23 protein-coding genes are annotated in these 17,976 nt (G+C 42.0%); 12 read left to right on the top strand and 11 right to left on the bottom strand.

What is annotated here, in order from left to right; translation table 11 throughout:
• Window positions 1-45 precede the first annotated feature (45 nt).
• A complete protein-coding gene (locus tag DTQ70_RS12930) occupies window positions 46-1,137 on the top strand; it encodes a serine hydrolase (RefSeq protein ID WP_122931187.1) in 1,092 nt (363 codons plus the stop codon).
• The gene (locus tag DTQ70_RS12925) at window positions 1,134-1,856 is read left to right on the top strand and encodes an ABC transporter ATP-binding protein (RefSeq protein ID WP_122931186.1); all 723 of its coding nucleotides are present in this window, start codon (window positions 1,134-1,136) and stop codon (window positions 1,854-1,856) included. The genes DTQ70_RS12930 and DTQ70_RS12925 overlap by 4 nt, the downstream gene beginning before the upstream one ends.
• Window positions 1,857-2,033: 177 nt before the next feature.
• On the opposite strand, the gene DTQ70_RS12920 is transcribed toward DTQ70_RS12925, so the two are convergent.
• Window positions 2,034-3,434: a S41 family peptidase gene (locus DTQ70_RS12920; protein ID WP_122931185.1), complete on the bottom strand. Its 1,401-nt coding sequence runs from the start codon at window positions 3,432-3,434 to the stop codon at window positions 2,034-2,036.
• Between the two features lie 81 nt (window positions 3,435-3,515).
• Between DTQ70_RS12920 and DTQ70_RS12915 the strand changes: the two genes are divergently transcribed.
• A complete protein-coding gene (locus tag DTQ70_RS12915; RefSeq protein WP_122931184.1) occupies window positions 3,516-4,544 on the top strand; it encodes a VPS10 domain-containing protein in 1,029 nt (342 codons plus the stop codon).
• Between the two features lie 7 nt (window positions 4,545-4,551).
• Here DTQ70_RS12915 and DTQ70_RS12910 read toward each other — a convergent pair whose 3' ends face one another.
• The 3 genes from DTQ70_RS12910 to DTQ70_RS12900 form a co-directional block, all read right to left on the bottom strand.
• Window positions 4,552-5,517: a helix-hairpin-helix domain-containing protein gene (locus tag DTQ70_RS12910; protein ID WP_122931183.1), complete on the bottom strand. Its 966-nt coding sequence runs from the start codon at window positions 5,515-5,517 to the stop codon at window positions 4,552-4,554.
• Between the two features lie 135 nt (window positions 5,518-5,652).
• Window positions 5,653-6,060: a PIN domain-containing protein gene (locus tag DTQ70_RS12905; RefSeq protein ID WP_122931182.1), complete on the bottom strand. Its 408-nt coding sequence runs from the start codon at window positions 6,058-6,060 to the stop codon at window positions 5,653-5,655.
• A complete protein-coding gene (locus tag DTQ70_RS12900) occupies window positions 6,041-6,247 on the bottom strand; it encodes a type II toxin-antitoxin system VapB family antitoxin (protein WP_122931181.1) in 207 nt (68 codons plus the stop codon). Before DTQ70_RS12900 ends, DTQ70_RS12905 begins: the two co-directional genes overlap by 20 nt.
• Before the next feature lie 155 nt (window positions 6,248-6,402).
• Between DTQ70_RS12900 and DTQ70_RS12895 the strand changes: the two genes are divergently transcribed.
• Window positions 6,403-7,887 (top strand): glycine--tRNA ligase, encoded by a 1,485-nt coding sequence (locus DTQ70_RS12895; protein WP_122931180.1) that lies wholly within the window; start codon window positions 6,403-6,405, stop codon window positions 7,885-7,887.
• 605 nt (window positions 7,888-8,492) lie between these two features.
• Here the strand turns inward: DTQ70_RS12895 and DTQ70_RS12890 are convergent.
• The 7 genes from DTQ70_RS12890 to DTQ70_RS12860 all read right to left on the bottom strand — a co-directional run bounded on the left by DTQ70_RS12890 (window position 8,493) and on the right by DTQ70_RS12860 (window position 13,041).
• Window positions 8,493-8,903, bottom strand: a complete 411-nt coding sequence (locus tag DTQ70_RS12890; RefSeq protein WP_122931179.1) for a hypothetical protein — start codon at window positions 8,901-8,903, stop codon at window positions 8,493-8,495.
• Between the two features lie 372 nt (window positions 8,904-9,275).
• A complete protein-coding gene (locus DTQ70_RS12885) occupies window positions 9,276-9,962 on the bottom strand; it encodes a DUF3800 domain-containing protein (RefSeq protein WP_122931178.1) in 687 nt (228 codons plus the stop codon).
• 69 nt (window positions 9,963-10,031) lie between these two features.
• Entirely contained in the window at window positions 10,032-10,277 is a 246-nt protein-coding gene (locus DTQ70_RS12880) for a tyrosine-type recombinase/integrase (RefSeq protein WP_229600146.1), read from the bottom strand.
• Window positions 10,278-10,547: 270 nt separating this feature from the next.
• Window positions 10,548-10,919, bottom strand: coding sequence for a hypothetical protein (locus DTQ70_RS12875; protein WP_122931176.1), 372 nt, complete (start codon window positions 10,917-10,919; stop codon window positions 10,548-10,550).
• 372 nt (window positions 10,920-11,291) lie between these two features.
• Entirely contained in the window at window positions 11,292-11,798 is a 507-nt protein-coding gene (locus DTQ70_RS12870; protein ID WP_164489998.1) for a DUF2199 domain-containing protein, read from the bottom strand.
• 167 nt (window positions 11,799-11,965) lie between these two features.
• Entirely contained in the window at window positions 11,966-12,706 is a 741-nt protein-coding gene (locus DTQ70_RS12865; protein ID WP_122931174.1) for a hypothetical protein, read from the bottom strand.
• Window positions 12,703-13,041, bottom strand: a complete 339-nt coding sequence (locus DTQ70_RS12860; protein WP_164489997.1) for a PadR family transcriptional regulator — start codon at window positions 13,039-13,041, stop codon at window positions 12,703-12,705. Before DTQ70_RS12860 ends, DTQ70_RS12865 begins: the two co-directional genes overlap by 4 nt.
• 436 nt (window positions 13,042-13,477) lie before the next feature.
• On the opposite strand from DTQ70_RS12860, the gene DTQ70_RS12850 reads away from it, so the two are divergent.
• The 8 genes from DTQ70_RS12850 (at window position 13,478) to DTQ70_RS12815 (ending at window position 17,965) form a co-directional block, all read left to right on the top strand.
• Window positions 13,478-14,572 carry an MFS transporter gene (locus DTQ70_RS12850; RefSeq protein ID WP_310588034.1) on the top strand — a complete coding sequence of 365 codons (1,095 nt, stop codon included), beginning with the start codon at window positions 13,478-13,480 and terminating at the stop codon, window positions 14,570-14,572.
• Between the two features lie 63 nt (window positions 14,573-14,635).
• On the top strand, window positions 14,636-15,298 hold the full coding sequence (locus tag DTQ70_RS12845) for a heme exporter protein CcmB (protein ID WP_028522624.1): 663 nt from the start codon (window positions 14,636-14,638) through the stop codon (window positions 15,296-15,298).
• A gap of 19 nt (window positions 15,299-15,317) precedes the next feature.
• The gene (gene ccsA, locus DTQ70_RS12840) at window positions 15,318-15,974 is read left to right on the top strand and encodes a cytochrome c biogenesis protein CcsA (protein ID WP_122931171.1); all 657 of its coding nucleotides are present in this window, start codon (window positions 15,318-15,320) and stop codon (window positions 15,972-15,974) included.
• A gap of 9 nt (window positions 15,975-15,983) precedes the next feature.
• Window positions 15,984-16,661, top strand: coding sequence for a hypothetical protein (locus tag DTQ70_RS12835; RefSeq protein ID WP_122931170.1), 678 nt, complete (start codon window positions 15,984-15,986; stop codon window positions 16,659-16,661).
• 19 nt (window positions 16,662-16,680) lie between these two features.
• On the top strand, window positions 16,681-16,917 hold the full coding sequence (locus DTQ70_RS12830) for a CcmD family protein (RefSeq protein ID WP_122931169.1): 237 nt from the start codon (window positions 16,681-16,683) through the stop codon (window positions 16,915-16,917).
• Entirely contained in the window at window positions 16,914-17,126 is a 213-nt protein-coding gene (locus tag DTQ70_RS12825) for a DUF2281 domain-containing protein (RefSeq protein WP_122931168.1), read from the top strand. Before DTQ70_RS12830 ends, DTQ70_RS12825 begins: the two co-directional genes overlap by 4 nt.
• Window positions 17,123-17,509, top strand: coding sequence for a type II toxin-antitoxin system VapC family toxin (locus tag DTQ70_RS12820; protein ID WP_122931167.1), 387 nt, complete (start codon window positions 17,123-17,125; stop codon window positions 17,507-17,509). The genes DTQ70_RS12825 and DTQ70_RS12820 overlap by 4 nt, the downstream gene beginning before the upstream one ends.
• Window positions 17,510-17,530: 21 nt before the next feature.
• The gene (locus DTQ70_RS12815; protein WP_122931166.1) at window positions 17,531-17,965 is read left to right on the top strand and encodes a cytochrome c maturation protein CcmE; all 435 of its coding nucleotides are present in this window, start codon (window positions 17,531-17,533) and stop codon (window positions 17,963-17,965) included.
• Window positions 17,966-17,976 lie beyond the last annotated feature (11 nt).

Here is a 17,976-nt window from a genome sequence, read left to right as displayed (position 1 = left end):
TTTCCCTGCTTTTGAACTTTCGTTAATTTTTAAAAACCACGTATTATGTGGAAAGTTGTTGCCACGGGTCTTGGCATACTTGCCTTGTTGTTTAGCGGTGTGTTTGGGTATTTTTATTTTAAATATTTGCGCTACGAAACTGATTTTGTAGCCGAGTATCTTCAGAAAAATCCTCAAAAATGTGCTATCTATTATGCTAAAAACGGGAAGGTGGAGGTCGCCCACAGGGTGGACACCTTGATGCCGCTGGCAAGTACTGTAAAGGTAATTATTGCCGTGGAGTTTGCACAGCAGGTAGCTTCTGGAAAAATCAAACCCGATGAACTGATTGCGATAGGAGAACTAGCGCGGTTTTACATTCCAGAAACAGATGGCGGCGCTCATCCGCAATGGTTGGCTGAACAAAGAAAAACCAAAAAATTGCAAAATAGCGCAGTGCCGCTGTTAGAAGTAGCCAAAGGAATGCTTCAATACAGTAGCAATGCCAATACGGAGTATTTGATGTGGAAACTGGGGTTGAACAACATCAATGATAATTTGCCAAAACTTGGTCTAACAAAACACCAGCCGTTGTACCCTTTTGTGTCGGCCCTGTATGTTTGTTCGGACGAACATTCGGAGGCAGCGATGAAAAATTTACCAATGTCGGTTTATGTGGAACGCGCCAATAAGTATTTTGAATTACTGAAAATAGACACAACCGCCAAGGCCAATTTTAAGTTAGCCAATATTCCGTTGCCAGTACAAAAAGTTTGGTCGAATCGTTTGCCATCTTCAACGGCGGCAGAATATGGCTCTTTGATGCAAAAAATCAATAGTCGTACCTATTTTGACGCTGCCACTCAAGCTGTCCTTGATGACCTGATGGAGTGGCCAATGCGATTAAATCCTGAAAATAAGCGATATTTTACGCATTTCGGGGCAAAAGGCGGTTCAACTGCATTTGTGTTGAATTATGCCTTGTATGCCACCGATAAAAAAGGAAATAAAATTGAATTTGTCCTGTTTACCAATGAATTAAAGGTGTTTGACCAAACCCTTTTGCAGGCGGAGTTTCAGGAGTTTTTAAAGCGAATCATGAAAAATGACGCTGATAGCAAGGAAGTGTTAGACATTTTGAAAAAAATACAGTCATGAAAATTATCGAAACATCGCACATTGCCAAACGCTACATCATGGGTACCGAAATCATCGACGCCCTCAAAGATGTAACCATCTCGGTTAGTAAAGGAGAATATGTGGCTTTCATGGGGCCTTCTGGATCAGGAAAGTCAACATTAATGAACATCATTGGGTGTTTGGATTCGCCTACTTCGGGAAAGTATATCTTAAATAGCAAAGATGTAAGCGATATGTCCGAAAATGAATTGGCTGAGGTGCGAAACAAAGAGATTGGGTTTGTGTTCCAGACTTTTAATCTTTTGCCTCGGATGACTTCGCTCGAAAATGTGGCACTTCCCTTGATTTATGCAGGTTATACAAAATCAGAACGTACCGAACGCGCCATGGCTGCTCTGAAAAGTGTGGGATTGGAACAACGGGCTGGACACCGACCCAATGAACTTTCGGGGGGGCAGCGTCAGCGCGTGGCCGTTGCTCGCGCATTGGTCAATGACCCAAGTATTTTGTTGGCCGACGAACCGACAGGGAACTTGGACACCCGTACTTCGTACGAAATCATGGATTTGTTTGACCAACTTCATTCCAAAGGAAATACGATTGTCGTTGTTACGCACGAAGATGACATCGCCAAATATGCCCACCGCATCATCCGCTTGCGCGACGGGCTAGTGGAAACTGACATCATTAACCCAAATCCCACTAAAGTAAAACTAACGCAGTTGAAAGCCGAATAAGCTAAATGGGCATTTTTGTGTGGTGGGTTACTATAACCCAGCAAAGAGGTTTCTCAAAACCGAACGAATTCGAGGTTTTGAGAAACCTCTTTTGTTGGATGTGAGCATCCAACACCACTTTTGACGAGGTTTTGAGAAACCTCTTTTGCTGGATGTGAGTATCCAGTAACACATTACTTACTGTTGGGGAATATCTACAAACATTTCAGTTTCTGCCCCCTGAGGTTGAACTTTAAACCTGTCGATAGGCTCAGGTTCGCTGATGCCTCTACGGGCGTTGCGCGTGCCTGTAATTTGATAAAAAGCTTCAGAAAGTAATGGGTCTCTCAAGTCGCCAAAGGTGTAAAATGGTTGTGTAATACTCTCTTTTACAGTGACATTGGGCGTAAATCCTGCGGTGTAGTCAGACTGCCCTGCGGAGTTGTATGTTTTGAGAATAATCGGCATGATGCCTTGTACAAAGCGTTTTTTAGTGTCTTTTATGACCGTCGAACCCACATTTTTACCAACCGTTACGTCTCCAATTAGAAACACTTCCATAAAAGGTTTGAGGGAGTTGATGACCATTTCGCTGGCCGATGCCGTGCGTGTACTGGTCAAGACGTAAACCCGACTCAGGTTGCTGCCAATGTTTTCGGCGCGATTTTCAAAAAAACGCTGACCGTAGTTGGCGCCGTACTGTTTCTGTAAGTCAGGCGTTACGTTTTTGTTGTATTCGTCGCGGGTCATCAGTACTTTGTCATTTGCCCCTTTGGCAATAAAACTGCCGAGCGTCACCGCCGTAGAGATGTAGCCGCCACCGTTGTAGCGAAGGTCAAGCACAAACTCATTGACTCCAGCGGCTTTGAACTTCCCAAAAATTTGCGCCATTTTTTGGTCATAGAGGGCTTGGTCGCTGTTGTTGGGTTTAGAATAAAAACGGTTATAGACCAAGTAGCCAATTTTCTTGTTGCCTTTGGTATAAACAGTATCAAACGGCATGGGGTCTTCTTGGAGAGATTGCGCCACTACCGTTTTGGTTTGTCCCGTGCTTACAAAAGCAGCATTTTCGTATCGACCCAAGGTAAAGACGTAATTGGTGCCAACTGCGAGTAAATTAGCATAGTTGTCGGCCGTAACTGCTTGTCCATCAACGGTTATTTTAGCAATAATATCACCCCGTTTAACACCACCTTGAGCGGCAGGTGAGCCAGGAATGACGTACAAAACGAGGGCAGAAATGGTATTATTGATGTTGTACAAACTGAGTCGAGCACCCGTTGTTTTACTTTCCCCCGCGAGCGATGCTTCGGTGGTTTCGGCATTGTCCAAAAAACGAGAAAATCGGTCTCCGTCGGGGCGTGCTTGCTTGTCATAACTATAAAGCATGGCGTTAAAATAGTCGGAAGAAGGCAGTTTTTTGTCAGCACCGCTTGGAATTTTGTCGTTCCAATAATACCAATACTCCATGTTTACTTTGATGAACTCATTCACCAAGGCATCGCCAGAGGCTACCTCTTTGAACAAACTACACGAAGAAAGTGTCACTAGCAGTACCAAGGCTGCGTAAGAAAGTGATTTAAGGGCCGTTTTGTGCATGGCATTAAGAAGGTTGATGAAGCAAAAACGTAAAATGTCAAGGATTGTTTTGACTATATTTACGACAAATATAAGACTACGATGAAATTTATTGCGTCCTTTTTTTTACTACAACTCTCGCTTTGTGTAAGTTATGCTCAGTGGACCCCACAAAATAGCGGCACTGATGCTCATTTTCGTTCAATTTCGGCCGTAAATGAGAAAATTGTATGGGCAGGGGGCTCCAAAGGAACGGTGTTACATACCGTAAATGGGGGAGCTTCTTGGGAAGTTTTGCACGTACAAGGTGCTGAAAAACTAGACTTTCGTGGGATTCATGGCATAGACGCCCAAACGGCCGTAGCAGTAAGTGCGGGTTTGGCGGAGGAAGGACAAGCGCGCATTTTTAGAACCAACGATGGTGGCAAAACTTGGAAAGAGGTTTGGCAAACAACCGAAAAAGGTGTCTTTTTGGATGGTATATCGTTTTGGGGTGCTAAAAATGGACTGATTTTTGGTGATCCCATTGGTACCAAAATTTATTTGCTTAAAACCATTGACGGCGGTCAAACTTGGCAACGTATTTCACCGACGCAGTTGCCCGAAAATAAGGCGGGTGAAGCAGCTTTTGCGGCTAGCAATTCTACCATGGTGCTCCAAGGTAAGAAAAATGTGTGGATTGGCACGGGTGGGAGCGATCGCGCCCGCGTATTTTATTCAACCGACCGTGGCGAAACTTGGCAAGTAACGGATACCCCGATGGCGGCCAATGCTTCTTCTGGGATTTTTGGGTTGAATTTTTGGGATGCAAAAAATGGGATAGCCGTTGGAGGAAATTACAAAGCTGACAAAGACGCATCGGATAACGTCATCGTGACCCACGACGGCGGACAAACGTGGCAAAAGGCGACTGCGACTCAACCAGCGGGTTTAAAAGAAGCCGTTCGTAAATTGAAAAATGGTTATTTTGTAGCAGTTGGCCCAGCGGGCACAAGCTTATCCAAGGACAATGCCAAAACGTGGCAAGCTTTGACCGACGCGCCTGTGGGTTTACATGCCATGGCCTGTGTCGGAAATGCTTGCTGGGCGATTGGGGCTAAGGGCGCACTGGTTTACTTGCGTTTTCCTTAAAATGCTCTCAGAAAGTCAAGTAAGGTGCTATTTTTGAAACCAGTTTTTCGTCCAAAATCTTGATATTCAGCAACTCTTGGGCTGATTTGTAAGCGCCGTGTTGTTCGCGGTAACGCACGATGATTTGCGCTTGGCGCTTGGAAATGTACGGATGTCGGTCGATATCTTCAGCCGAAGCTGTGTTGATATTGATTTTTTGAGGAGGCGTACGAACCGCCGCCCAACGATTTAATTCGCTCAGTGCCAGGGAATCAAGACCAAAAATTTCGCTGTATTGGGTCACTGAAATAAATCCGCCCAAACCATCCCTGAATTTCACAATTCTTGCCGCAAGTTTGCTGCCAATTCCCTTTAAACGAATGAGTTGGGTGGTGTCTGCCGTGTTGATGTCGAAGGGAACAGGGGCAGCTTTTTTAGCAAAAGTAGGAGGAGTAGGTAGTGGCGAAGCAGGAGCGGAGGTAGCAGTAGCAATATTTGTTTCTTTGGGAGCTGCCAGGCTAATGTACGGTTCGAGGCGTTGATAGAGCGTAGGTTGTAGCCCATAAATCCGTTGTAAATCTTCCTTTTTACGAAATTCCCCTCCTTTGGAACGATACTTTTCGATGCGTTCGGCAATGAAAGTGGGCATTCCTAAGGCTTGAAATTGCTGTACGGTGGCGGTATTGGGGTCAAAAGGAAATGGTTCGGGGAGAGCGCGTGGGCTTTCGGGCGTTTTAGAGGAGTAATTGGCGTAATTTTTTGAAGAATACGTTGGTTTTTCGGGCTGAATCGATTCTAACACAGCCACCAAACTATCGGCGGTTTGGCGATCGGCTTGGCTTATTTCGGGGGAGGGGAGAGGGAGAAGCCTTCCTACTAAAAAAGGCCCAAACCAAGACAAAACCATCAGGGCGGCAAGCACCATAAAACCCCGCGCTTGGCTGCGGGAAACCCCAAATTCGTCACGAATTGCAAATAAAAGGCGCTGAAACATAGGTTGTTTTTTAGCCTTTGACGCAAGGACTGCATTGGAGTTACTACATGTGGCCTAGATTTATTCTTTTAGCTATGGTTGCTATGTGAAAATTCTACTGTGCTCTATGTGTTTAGGAATGAATGCCACATTAGCTTACAAAGCTGGTTTCCAAATTTTTAAGTCAGTATGGGCGGCAATTTGATCAAAATCTACGTCGTTGTGGCAAAGTTCTACGTCAAAATGAAGAGCATAAGCCGCAATCAAGCAGTCATTGGGTTTGCGAATGGTGACACCCTTTTTGCGGAGTTGGCGGTAGAGTTGGGCGGCTGCAACAGCTACTTCAGTAGCCTCTAATTGTAATATTTTCAAGGCTTTGAAATCTTCTTTTAACGCTTCAAAATCAGCATCTTCTCGGATTCCCTGTAATACTTCCTGAATAATGACGGGACAGATACACACTAAGTTATCCAGTAGGTCTTCATCTAACTGATTGGTTAGAGCAGAGGCCACGTTCTTTCGGAAATCTATCCAAGCGGAGGTGTCATATAAGCGGTACTTCATGGGTTCTCATTTCATCTAAATCTCCCTCCCAACCTTTGCCACGCATTTGGCGTAAACGTTGCCGCCTCATGGTGTTTATAAGCTCTTCCAAGGCAATATCAATGATTTCTTTTTTCGTCTTCAGATTTGAATTCAGTAGCCGTATGGCCGCAATTTTGCTTTCGTCGATTTCTATATTCGTTCTCATCGTACATGTTATTTACACACAAAAATAGAAAAATTATACACATCGACAAGTTTAGCCACAAATTGCGTAATTTTGCGCCCCAATACTAAAGATAACCGCATGTGCGGCTCCGCGAAGCGGCAAACCGCAATTAACCAATAACGCATAACGTCCTCATGAGCCAAGCTCCAGCAACTTCTTTACAAGACATCGTTTCTCACGCCAAAGAATACGGTTTTGTATTTCCTTCTTCTGAAATCTATGACGGTTTACAAGCAGTTTATGACTACGGTCAAAACGGGGTAGAGCTGAAAAACAACCTCAAAAACATGTGGTGGAAAGCCATGACGCAACTCAATGACAACATCGTTGGGATTGACGCGGCTATTTTCATGCACCCGCTCACGTGGAAGGCGTCGGGTCACGTGGATGGCTTCAACGACCCCATGATTGATAACAAAGATTCAAAGAAGCGTTATCGTGCCGACCAACTTCTCGAAGGAAAAGCCGAGCAGTATGCCGCTGAGGGTCAGACCGAAAAAGCGCAGGAGTTGTTGAACGAAATGGGACGTTTGTTGGGTGATAATAACCTTGAGGCGGTGCGTGAATTAATCATTGCCGAAGGGATTAAATGTCCTATCTCGGGCACGTCCAACTGGACAGAAGTGCGTCAGTTTAACCTCATGTTCAGCACGCAAGTGGGTTCGGTGGCCGAAGATTCCAACTTGATTTATTTGCGCCCCGAAACAGCTCAAGGGATTTTTGTGAACTTCTTGAACGTACAGAAATCGGGTCGGATGAAGATTCCGTTTGGAATTGCCCAAATCGGGAAAGCGTTCCGTAACGAGATTGTGGCGCGTCAGTTTACGTTCCGTATGCGGGAGTTTGAACAAATGGAAATGCAGTTTTTTGTACGTCCTGGCACCGAAATGGCGTGGTACGAACAATGGCGCGATACGCGTTTGAAATTTCACCAAGCGGTGGGTCTTCCTGTCGAAAAATTGAAATTCCACATTCACGAAAAATTGGCGCACTATGCCAATGCCGCCGTGGATATTGAATATCAGTTTCCGTTTGGCTTCCGCGAAATTGAGGGGATCCACTCTCGTACGGATTTCGACTTGAAAAACCACCAAGAGCTTTCAAAGAAAAAGCAACAGTATTTTGATAACGACCTCGACGAAAACGGTAAGCCTTTCGGAAACTACATTCCGTACGTGGTAGAAACGTCGGTGGGAGCAGACCGTTTGTTTTTGGCGGTATTCTGCAATGCCTTTACCAAAGAAATGGTGGGCGAAGGCGAAAACCAAAAAGAGCGTACGGTGTTGAAATTGCACCCTGCGTTGGCGCCTTTCAAAGCCGCGATTTTCCCATTGGTGAAAAAAGACGGTTTGCCAGAAAAAGCCCGCGAAATCGAAAAAGCGTTGAAAACCGAATTCCGCGTGTTTTACGAAGAGCGCGACGCGATCGGTAAGCGTTATACGCGCCAAGACCTTATCGGAACGCCGTTCTGTATTGCGGTTGATTACCAAACGTTGGAAGACAACACCGTGACGATTCGTCACCGCGATAGCATGGAGCAAGAGCGCGTACACATCAACGAACTCAAAGCGAAGATTGGCTACGCCGTATCGGAACAGCGGATTTTGGAAGCGATTTAATTGCCGTGGCGTCGGAGACGCTAACCCATAAACGTTCCCGAATCGTAGTTCGGGAACAGTTACTAGCCTTTGTCAAAGTTTAACAACGCTGGCAAAGGCTTTTTTATTGGGTTAAACGCCTAAAAACAAAAAAGCCTCAGCGAGGCGAAGTTTTGGTAACAAAAGGAAAAACAAAGACGATTGCGCGAGCATCCTGCTCGTGCTCACTATTCCAAGGCTTCGAGCCTAGTTTGGGGGCAAGAAAGGCTTGAAGACGGCTCATAAAGGGTATGAGCGAGGATGTTCGCGCCATCGGAGCATGGATAAAGGGGTTTGGGAGGCGATGAAGCAAATGGTTTGGCACTTACCGTGTTGTAAACACTCTGGTTATTTTCGGTACGGAGTCTCCCTACGGAAGACTCCGTACAACAGGGAGTAAAAAAAGTAGTAAAAAAATGCGGGAAATGGGTTTATCTAAATCTCAAATTAAGGAAGCAACTGGGCTTACGGATGATGAGGTTAATCAATTGTAGTTTTGCTTTTTTTCTTTTAGCCAAAAGTATTGTGGTGCTTGGGGTTGATTTGTTGATTTGCAATTACTTGTAATATAGTTTATTGTCGAAATTTTAATATGCACTCCACATTATTTTTATTTTTCCTTTTATTTTTTTGTTAAAGGGTATGCACGAAAATCTAACATGCCCTTTGCTGTAATAATCAAATCGTAAAAATTCTTGATTTTCGTAATTGCCTTTCATTAAAACTTTACTTCCTAAGTAGTTGATTGTATGTTTTCTGTCTAGTGATATGTCCTCAGCCAAAATAGTTAAACTATCATCTATGCTACCATTAACCAAAAAAACGAAACCAGAACTTGGGCTTTTATCAATGTAAATATCTTTTTGGGTAATTTTTTCAAAATTATCAAGTTCCCACTGTCCACTTCCTACAGGACGAAATAGAAAATATAAAAATAAGAATAGAGTAAAAATGAAAATACCAATGATTGAGGTTATTATTTTTAAAGTTTTCTTCATATTCTCTTATTCCAACCAAAAGCATTGAGATAGTTGGGCTTTATACGTGTTTTGCCTTTTTTTGATTTATTACTTGAGGTGCACGAATGGTAAAAAGGAACGCAGGGACGCGTTCTAATTTGATTTTGAAACCTAACCAAACAAAAACAAATTTAGTGACTATTTAGAATAAAGCAAGCATTCCTTGAAAAAAGGTGGTTGCTGTCCCCCTAAAAAGTTGAAGACTCCTTGAAATCGCTCTAATTTCTTGTCGGCGTGATGCTTGAGGTTCTTTAAAAAAACTCAGCAAATTAAATGTCGGGGATGTATTAATAATATCAGACTGTGTCAGTTGCTTATGATTCTAGCTTTTTATCCCAAAAAGTTAAAGGACTAACCCAATCGTAAATGACAATTTTTTTTTAACTTATTTTTGGTGTATAGGTTTAGACTATAATAATTTCTAAAATATGTTAAAAATTCATTTTTAGGTTGAGATTCGGGTTCTATTTGATTTAATGTATAATCTAAACTTCCAATTAATAAATCAGATAACTGAATTAAATTGTCTTTTTTAGAGTCAATGGTTTTTGATAGTTGGATGACCCTTTTTCTGTTTGGCAAAGACCTTTTATAAACTTTGTTAAGTTTAATCTCAATGCTTTTTATATCAGTATCTTTTTTGAAAAAACCGAAATCATGACTTATAAACCACCCAATATTATTGTCGCTTTTTGTTTTGAAAATAGATAATAAAAATTGAATATAAACTGAAATTAGAGCATTTCTATAACCACTATCATTTTCAAAATTTCTCCACTCCAAAGTATTCTTGTCAATTTTAAAAATTAAAAATCGAACATGAGGGTCATCAAAGAATATGTTTAACCATTGCTTGTAAGCAATAATTGATCTCTTTGAAATTTTTGTCCACTTAAATTCTCCTTCGCAATTAAAATTTTCTTTTACACTTTGCAAAAGGGGCAATAAGATATGTTCTCGTTCGCTTGTACAAAAGATACCTCCAATATAAATTACGTTATTATTGTATCTTTCATCTGAAAAAATCTTGTAATTCATATACTTTTACTTTCTCATAATTCCAAAATATAAAGTATGAAATAAATGGTCGTTTTAAAATGTTGACTATTAGTTGTTTAATGATTTTTGGGCTACTTTGTAGCTTATTAACAAATGTATAGGTGAAATGAACGAAATGCAAAGTTTTTCTGGTTTTTTTTGATGAGAAATGTCATGTTCACAGACTTCACCACTCACATGTAGATATTTCATGGTGGTTTCGAGTGAGGTATGCCCCAATAATATTTGTAAGGTTCTTACATCAATGCCCTTTTCGAGTAATTGAGTAGTGTAGCTGTGCCTGAGAGCTCGCACCTTGCAACAGGGCGGTTCGGTCCGCAAAAGCCTTCGAGCCTAGTTGGCATAAGAAAGGCTTGAAGCCTGCTAATAAAAGGCACGAGCGGTGGCACTCGTGCCATCGGGGAAACCTTTGAAACTGTCCTGTAAGTTATTGTTCCCCAATAATTTTAAAAACCTATTGAAACTACCTTGAAATGACATGTCCAACGAAAATATGCAAGTCATAAAACTCAATATAACAAACTGTATTTTGTTGAAAGTTTATCAATCTATTTACTATGCTGGTCAGTTGGGAAAATATACTACCTTGGTTGATACATATTTAACCAAATACCCCCAAACAATATTTTCATTTAATCGGTAGAATTGAAAAATATCATCGTCAGATTTTACTTTTAAATATTTGTTTATTTCTTCAACAAACGAACTTGCTTGCATGAGAGTGAAAAAAATAATTATTGAGTCAATATCTTGTAATTGAGGATAGCCTTCGGAGTCTAAAAAAGTCAACCAATCGAAAATGCTATTGAAAATATTGACAGATTCATTTTCATAAATCGCAAATAATTTATTTGACTCCTCAATTGCAATTTTAATTCTATGTGCAATTGTAAAGTTGTCTTTACTCGAAACAAGTATTTTTTCAGTTAATGTCAAAGAGTCTGTATTTTATTTTTTCAACTTGTTATTGTACGAAAGACCAGCACCATCCAGCACTATTGTATGCAGCGATTTTTAAGCAATTGAAACAAATTTTAAGAAATTTTCCTATTTTTTTATTGAAAATATTAGAGAAGGCTCGCCAAGGGACTTTCTAGTTGTAATAATTGCTGTGTTATAGTGGTGTCTCCTCATAGGTACCCACGCCTCCGCTCGCATCTTGCGGCGGGGCGGCCCGAGCCGTGACGACTATCAAAAGGCTTCGAGCCTAGTTGGCATAAGAAAGGCTTGAAGCCTGTTAATATAAGGCACGAGCGGGGACGCTCGCGCCATCGGGAAGTCGGGAAAAAACTATAAATTATACATAGTTTACCATTTATGTAAATAGATTTCAACTAATTCAATTAATTTTTCTTTTGATATTCCATTGTGATAGGCTAAGGAGAGAGGATGGTCAGTTGGCTCAATGTCAATATCAGGTCTATGATTATTATCTTGTAAAATTAGGTTTGTTTTGAGGTTTACACAATCACCAAAACCTTCAATTTGTGACGAAAACCAACCAAACATTGAGCCATATTTTGAAGCATCTTCAATATCAAGGGATTCCTGAAATTTAGTAAAATTAGATTTACTTAGTGACACCCAAGGGGTGAAAAATAAAGTTTCATCTAAGCCTGAAACTGGAATTATTAGAAAACCTTTTGCAAAGAAGTATTCATCATCAATAACACAAGTGTCAGAGGTTAGTTTAGTACGGAACTCTCTTTCTTCACTTGGGATAGAATAATAATATACAGGAGCTTCTAAATTGAAACTTGGAATACCCTCATGAATTTGATCACATTTTGAGCATTTGAAAGTAAAAGATGACATAAGAATAAAAATAGTGTGAGTAAATTTCAGAACGCCGCCGCTCGCCTCTTGCGACGGGGCGGCCCGAGCCGTGACAACTATCAAAAGGCTTTGAGCCTAGTTTGGCGCAAGAAAGGCTTGAAGCCTGTTAATAAAGGTTACGAGCGGGGACGCTCGCGCCATCGAGGTTATGTCGTTTTGACCTTAAAGCGTTCTTTGTAGAGCTGGTAAAAGCTGAGGGAATAGGCGAGGTAAAAGCAGATGAGAGTGGCTACCGTTGCAACTTGAATTTGAGGAGAAAACGCTTTTAGTTCTATGCCAACTACTCTTGGTATAAACACGAAACAATTGAAAAGTGAAAGTGCAAAGGTGGCTTGCGCACCGATGGCCGTCCATTTGAGTGAATTGATAAACTTGCGCTCTTTCTTGAAATAACCCATCGTGTGTCGGTAAGTCGCGGGTAATAAAAAGAGTAAGGGAGCAAAAGACAAGAAGCCGAAGAATCCAACCCCAATTTTTAAGGGCACCAAATACGCAAACTGAAAAGTAAGCGCCCCCACTAAAAGCGACGTAACAATGGTGGGCCAGCGAAAATAGTTTTTCATAATTTGCCAGTGTCTTTTTTTGATTTCACCTTTTAAATTTCTTTCATAATCTTTTTGTAACCTTGAAAGGCCACTACTGTGTTGAGTAACTTTTTTTAAGCTCCTGACATCGTAGTAATATCTTTCGATAAGTGGAGGGCGGTAATTCACAAAGCTGATATTTACTTCTCCAAAAGCCTCGCCAAATGCTGTTCCGTTGGCCATTCTATCTTCAATGGCCGTGATGTAGTGGTCGAGGAGTTCTTCGTACAAATCTTGGTATTTGATGCCTCCTTGAATGATTTCTTTGTTAATGAGGTCGAGTTGTTCTGTCGTCAATTTCATCCGAGCGAAGGTTTAAGGTTCAAAATTTTTTGAAGGTTAGACACAAAATCGGTCAATTCTGAGACTGCCGTTTGGGCTTGTTGATGGCCATTTTCGGTCAGTTTATAATATTTTCGGTTGCGTCCATCCACGAGCGCGTTTTCGGTGGTCAATACCCCTTCTGCTTCGAGTTTGTGGAGGGTAGGGTACAGCGCCCCCTCGGTCAGTTGCAGTTCGCCTGCCGTGATTTCGCGAACCCGCTGGGTAATTTCATACCCATACATGCGCCTATTTTCTTGCAAAAGTTGAAGAACAATGGCGCTCAGACAGCCTTTGAGGTACGTTTGTTGTTGCATACTGTAAATATACATTATATTTCTACATACCAAATTTTCTTAGGTATAAAAATTAACCTCACAAAGTACAGCCAATTACGACAGAGGTGAAAAATTTGAACTTTATCGAGAGATTCCGACGTTGAGAGAGTATCTATTGGTTGATTCTCGCCGTATTTTGCCGATTTACTGCTGGCTGATTTGTATGCAAATACGGAAGATTTGCCCGAAACAGTTTTTAGAATTCGATAAACGTAAATAAAATTGAGCAACAGCTATGAGGTTTTACAAGTTATCATGTTTACAAACCTCATCGCTGTGTCAAAAGGACTGAAAGTAAACCACGTGGACACTTTCAGTCCTTTTGTTTTTTTGTTCCACAGTTAGTTTCGTTATGTACAATTTACAATTTTGGCTTCTATGCCTCAGTAACTTCCTATTTTCTGCCAGTTTTCAAATGATGATTCCCGAATTGCCCGATTACCTGACGGCGATGGGGGGACAGCCTTACATCGGGCTTATCATTGCACTTTTTACGTTTACGGCGGGGTTGTCGCGGCCATTCAGCGGCAAACTGACCGATACCATTGGCCGAGTGCCCGTCATGGCTTTTGGGTCGTTGGTGTGCTGCGTAGCGAGCTTGTTTTACCCTTTTGTCCACGTGGTATGGGGCTTTTTGTTGCTTCGCTTTTTACACGGATTCTCAACGGGAACAAAACCAACCGCCACGGCGGCCTACGTTGCCGACATCATTCCCGAAAACCGTCGCGGAGAGGCGGCGGGGATGTTGGGTATTTTTACCGCCACGGGTATGTCGTTAGGACCCGCCATTGGAAGCTACCTCACGATGTCGATGGGCATTAACCCCATGTTTTTTGTGTCATCGGCGTTTGCACTGTTGTCGATTTTGATTTTGCTCAACATGAAAGAAACGTTGGTGCAAAAAGAACGTTTTCGATTTAGTATGCTCAAAATCAGCCGTTCCGATTTGTTTGAGCCGCGCGTGCTCAACGTGTTTTTGGTGATGTTTGCCGTTTCATTTTCGTCAGGCGTTATTCTGACGCTTATTCCAGACGTGAGCAAAACCCTCGGGATTCACAACAAAGGGCTGTTTTTTACGGTCTATACCATTGCTTCGTTGGTGATACGGGTGTTTGCTAGTAAGTCGTCTGATGTCTATGGGCGCGTTCCTGTGATGATTGTTTCATCCATACTTTTGGCGCTTGGGATGGGTATTTTGGGCGTTAGCCAATCGGTGTGGAGTTTTTGGACGGCGGCGATTTTGTTTGGTTTTTCTTGGGGACTCAACACGCCTACCTTGACCGCATGGACAATTGACCTCAGCCACCCTGATTACCGTGGAAGAGCATTGGCAACCATGTACATCGCTTTGGAAGCAGGTATTGGGGTAGGGGCGTGGTGGTCGGGTTGGTGGTACGGCGGAAAACTCGCCAATATCCCCGTGGCCTTTTATGTTTCGTCGGTTTTGGCGTTAGCTTCGTTGGGTTACTTATTGTGGTGGAAACGCACGCATCGCACCGTAGTTGGATAAAAATTAAAAACTAATGACGTTCCTCAGTACAACGCGTTGGTTTGTGTCGTAATTTTGCCCCCGATGCAAGAACTTCGTACCCTCATCGGAAAAGAAATAACCCTCGAATGGCGCCAACGCTACGCCCTCAATGGGATGCTGTTGTACATTGTAAGCACGGTGTTTGTCTGTTATTTGAGCTTTAAACTCAAAGCTAACCAGCTGACTCCCATTACTTGGAATACGTTGTTCTGGATTATTATCTTGTTTACGGCAGTGAATGCCATTTCCAAAAGTTTTACCCAAGAACGCGCTGGACGTCTTTTGTACTATTATACCATCGCAAGTCCCCAAGGCATTATTCTTTCCAAAATCATTTATAATTCGGGATTGATGCTGGTTTTGTCGTTGACGGGTTTTGGGTTCTATGCTTTTGTGATGGGAAACCCTGTCGGTGACCTGTGGATGTATTTGGTAACGATTTTTTTGTCAAGCATCGGGTTTGCGTCGTCGTTGACGATGGTCGCGGGGATTGCCTCCAAAGCCGAAAACAACGGCGCCTTGATGGCGATTCTGAGTTTTCCCGTGATTATTCCTATGTTGTTGATGGTGATGAAGTTAGCAAAAAATGCCCTCGATGGTTTAGACCGTGGGTCTAGTTCGGAAGAAGTCATGATTTTGTTGGCGTTGGATGCCATTGTGGTTAGTTTGTCCTTAATTTTGTTTCCTTATTTGTGGCGTAGTTAGAGAATTAAAGTAATACCTTATGAAGAATAACTGGTGGAAAATAATAGCGGTGCTACTGCTGACTTATACACTTTACTTTGGATTGATGGGGACGGTTCCTCGCCGTGCCATTCTAAATGAAAGTATTCGTAACGTGTATTTCCATGTACCGATGTGGTTTGCCATGATTGCCATGCTCACTACCTCGTTGGTATATGCCATTAAGTATTTGCGTACCAATGATTTGCAGTACGACCTCAAGTCGGTAGAGTTTACCAATGTCGCTATTTTGTTGGGAATTTTGGGTTGCGCTACGGGCTCGTTGTGGGCTTCCGTTACGTGGGGTGACCCTTGGCCAAGCGATCCCAAACTCAATAGCGTCGCTATCAGCATGTTGATGTACTTTGCCTACTTAATTTTGCGCGGGTCGTTTGATGATGAACAGCGTCGGGCGCGTATTTCGGCCGTGTATAATATTTTGGCGTACGCAGTTTTCATTCCTCTTATCTTTATTCTTCCTCGTTTGACCGATTCGTTGCACCCAGGCAACGGTGGAAATCCTGCGTTCAGTGAATTGGACATGGACAACCAAATGCGACGGATTTTTTATCCCGCAGTGATTGGTTGGGGGTTACTTGGTACGTGGATGGCCACGGTACGAGTGCGAGTGCGAATGTTGGAGGAGCAGGCAGACTAAAGTAGATGGATGAAAAAATTGTGGATAGTTCTTGTGGTTAGCCCTTTGTTGGTGATGGGACAAACCTCTAGTCGAGCGTATGATAAAGTGACTTTTAAGTTTACGCCGAGCACGTTGATGTCGTTGACAAGTCCAGCTTGGCAGTTTGGTTTTGAATACCGTCCCAAAAGAAATTTTGGAATAAACACGGAATTTGGGTCAAATCTAGGTGGATTGAGTTACGGAGTTAATTGTCTTTCTTGTTCGGGGCAGCAGTATTACCATGCAAACTTCAAAATGAAGGAAGAGTTTCGGTGGTACATGACGCCTGGCCCTAACCCAGAATGGTATTTTGCCCAAGAAGTGTTTGTGATGAGGGACAATTACAAGCTAAGGAATGGGTATTCGACCCAAGACTCGCTGTATTATACCTTTGGAAGAGCTGAATATGACCGTCTTGTGTTCGGGACAGCTTCAAAAATAGGAGTATTGTACAATTTGAATAAACATTTGCGATTAGAAATGTTTATTGGCTTAGGAGTTCGGATTCATCGTTCAAACTTTGAGTTGTGGGGTGAAAAAAGAATGGAAGGAAAACCATCGAGCGATTCACCTTTTAATCGAGCCCGTCCAGTCAATGTTGAAATGCTACCTCACCCGTCGATTGGTTTCAAATTAGGGTATGTACTTTGGAAAGGAATTGAATAATTTAAAATAACGAGTTGAAATGAAAAAATATAGCAAAAACGTCTTTATCACTACCCTTCTTTTTGTGTTGGTTTCTGTAAACCTATTTGCACAACAAGCTGTTGAACAAGAAATATCAATGGCCGATCAAATGCGTGCCGATGGTAAAATTTGGGTGGTATTTGCGGTTATATCGGTCATTTTTGTGGGGATTATTGCCTTTTTGGTGAATATAGATAGGAAAGTTTCAAAGCTAGAAAAACAAGCAAAAAAATGAGCCTTTTAGATTTGATAGCCAAAATCGAAAAACTACCACTGGAAAAACAAACAGAGGTAGAAGACTTTGTTGACTTTTTGGTATCTAAAACCAAAAGCGAATCAACGCCAGAACGGAAACCAGTTTTTGGGAGCTTTAAAGGGAAAATAATCATGTCTGATGATTTTGATGAACCTCTGGAGGACTTTAAAGAGTACATGTATCCATGAAATACCTATTAGATACACACGCTTTGATTTGGTTTATGCGTGGAGATGCAATGCTTTCTGAAAAGGCAAAAAAAATTATTTTAACAGACTTCCAAAATTGCTATGTTAGTTTGGCTTCTTTTTGGGAAATGTCCATTAAAAGTAGCTTGAATAAGCTGGATTTGGGGTTACCATTCATTGAAGCTGAAAATTGGGCTTTAGAAAACGGATTGTCTAATTTTTTGAAAGTTGAAATGGAACATATTAACAAACTATCTCAACTCCCGTTTCATCATCGCGACCCATTTGATAGGACATTGATTGCGCAGGCGTTGACTGAAAACCTAAGCATTATAACAAAAGAGAAATTATTTGAAGAGTACGGAGTAACACGAATTTGGTAAGCATCAAAAATCAGTAAACAAATGAAAAAGATACACATTTTTGGACTTATAGTCATCGCGATTGCGATTGGAATTATCGTTTCAACTTACGGAAACGCCAGTACATATTCCAACTTTACGGAAGCCGAAGAATTGGCCAAAGAAGGCGAAAAATCGGAAATTCACGTGGTGGGTAAACTCACCAAAGACGCAAACGGACAGATAGTTGGAATGAAATACGACCCCGTTATGGATCCCAATCACTTTGAGTTTATGCTGGCCGATACCAACAAAGTTGTAAAAAAAGTAGTGTATGGTAGCCCCAAACCACAGGATTTTGATAAGTCAGAACAAGTAGTGGTCATTGGGCGCATGGAAGGCGACCACTTCGCTTGTAATAAAATCCTGATGAAGTGCCCTTCAAAATACACCAACGAAAAGCCTGATTTTAAAGAAGCGACGGCTGCTAAACTGTAGAAAATACTCAA

Source organism: Runella sp. SP2 (assembly GCF_003711225.1).
Lineage (GTDB): Bacteria > Bacteroidota > Bacteroidia > Cytophagales > Spirosomataceae > Runella.
The sequence above is the reverse complement of the archived record's forward strand: the minus strand, read 5'-3'. Positions and strand labels throughout refer to the sequence as shown.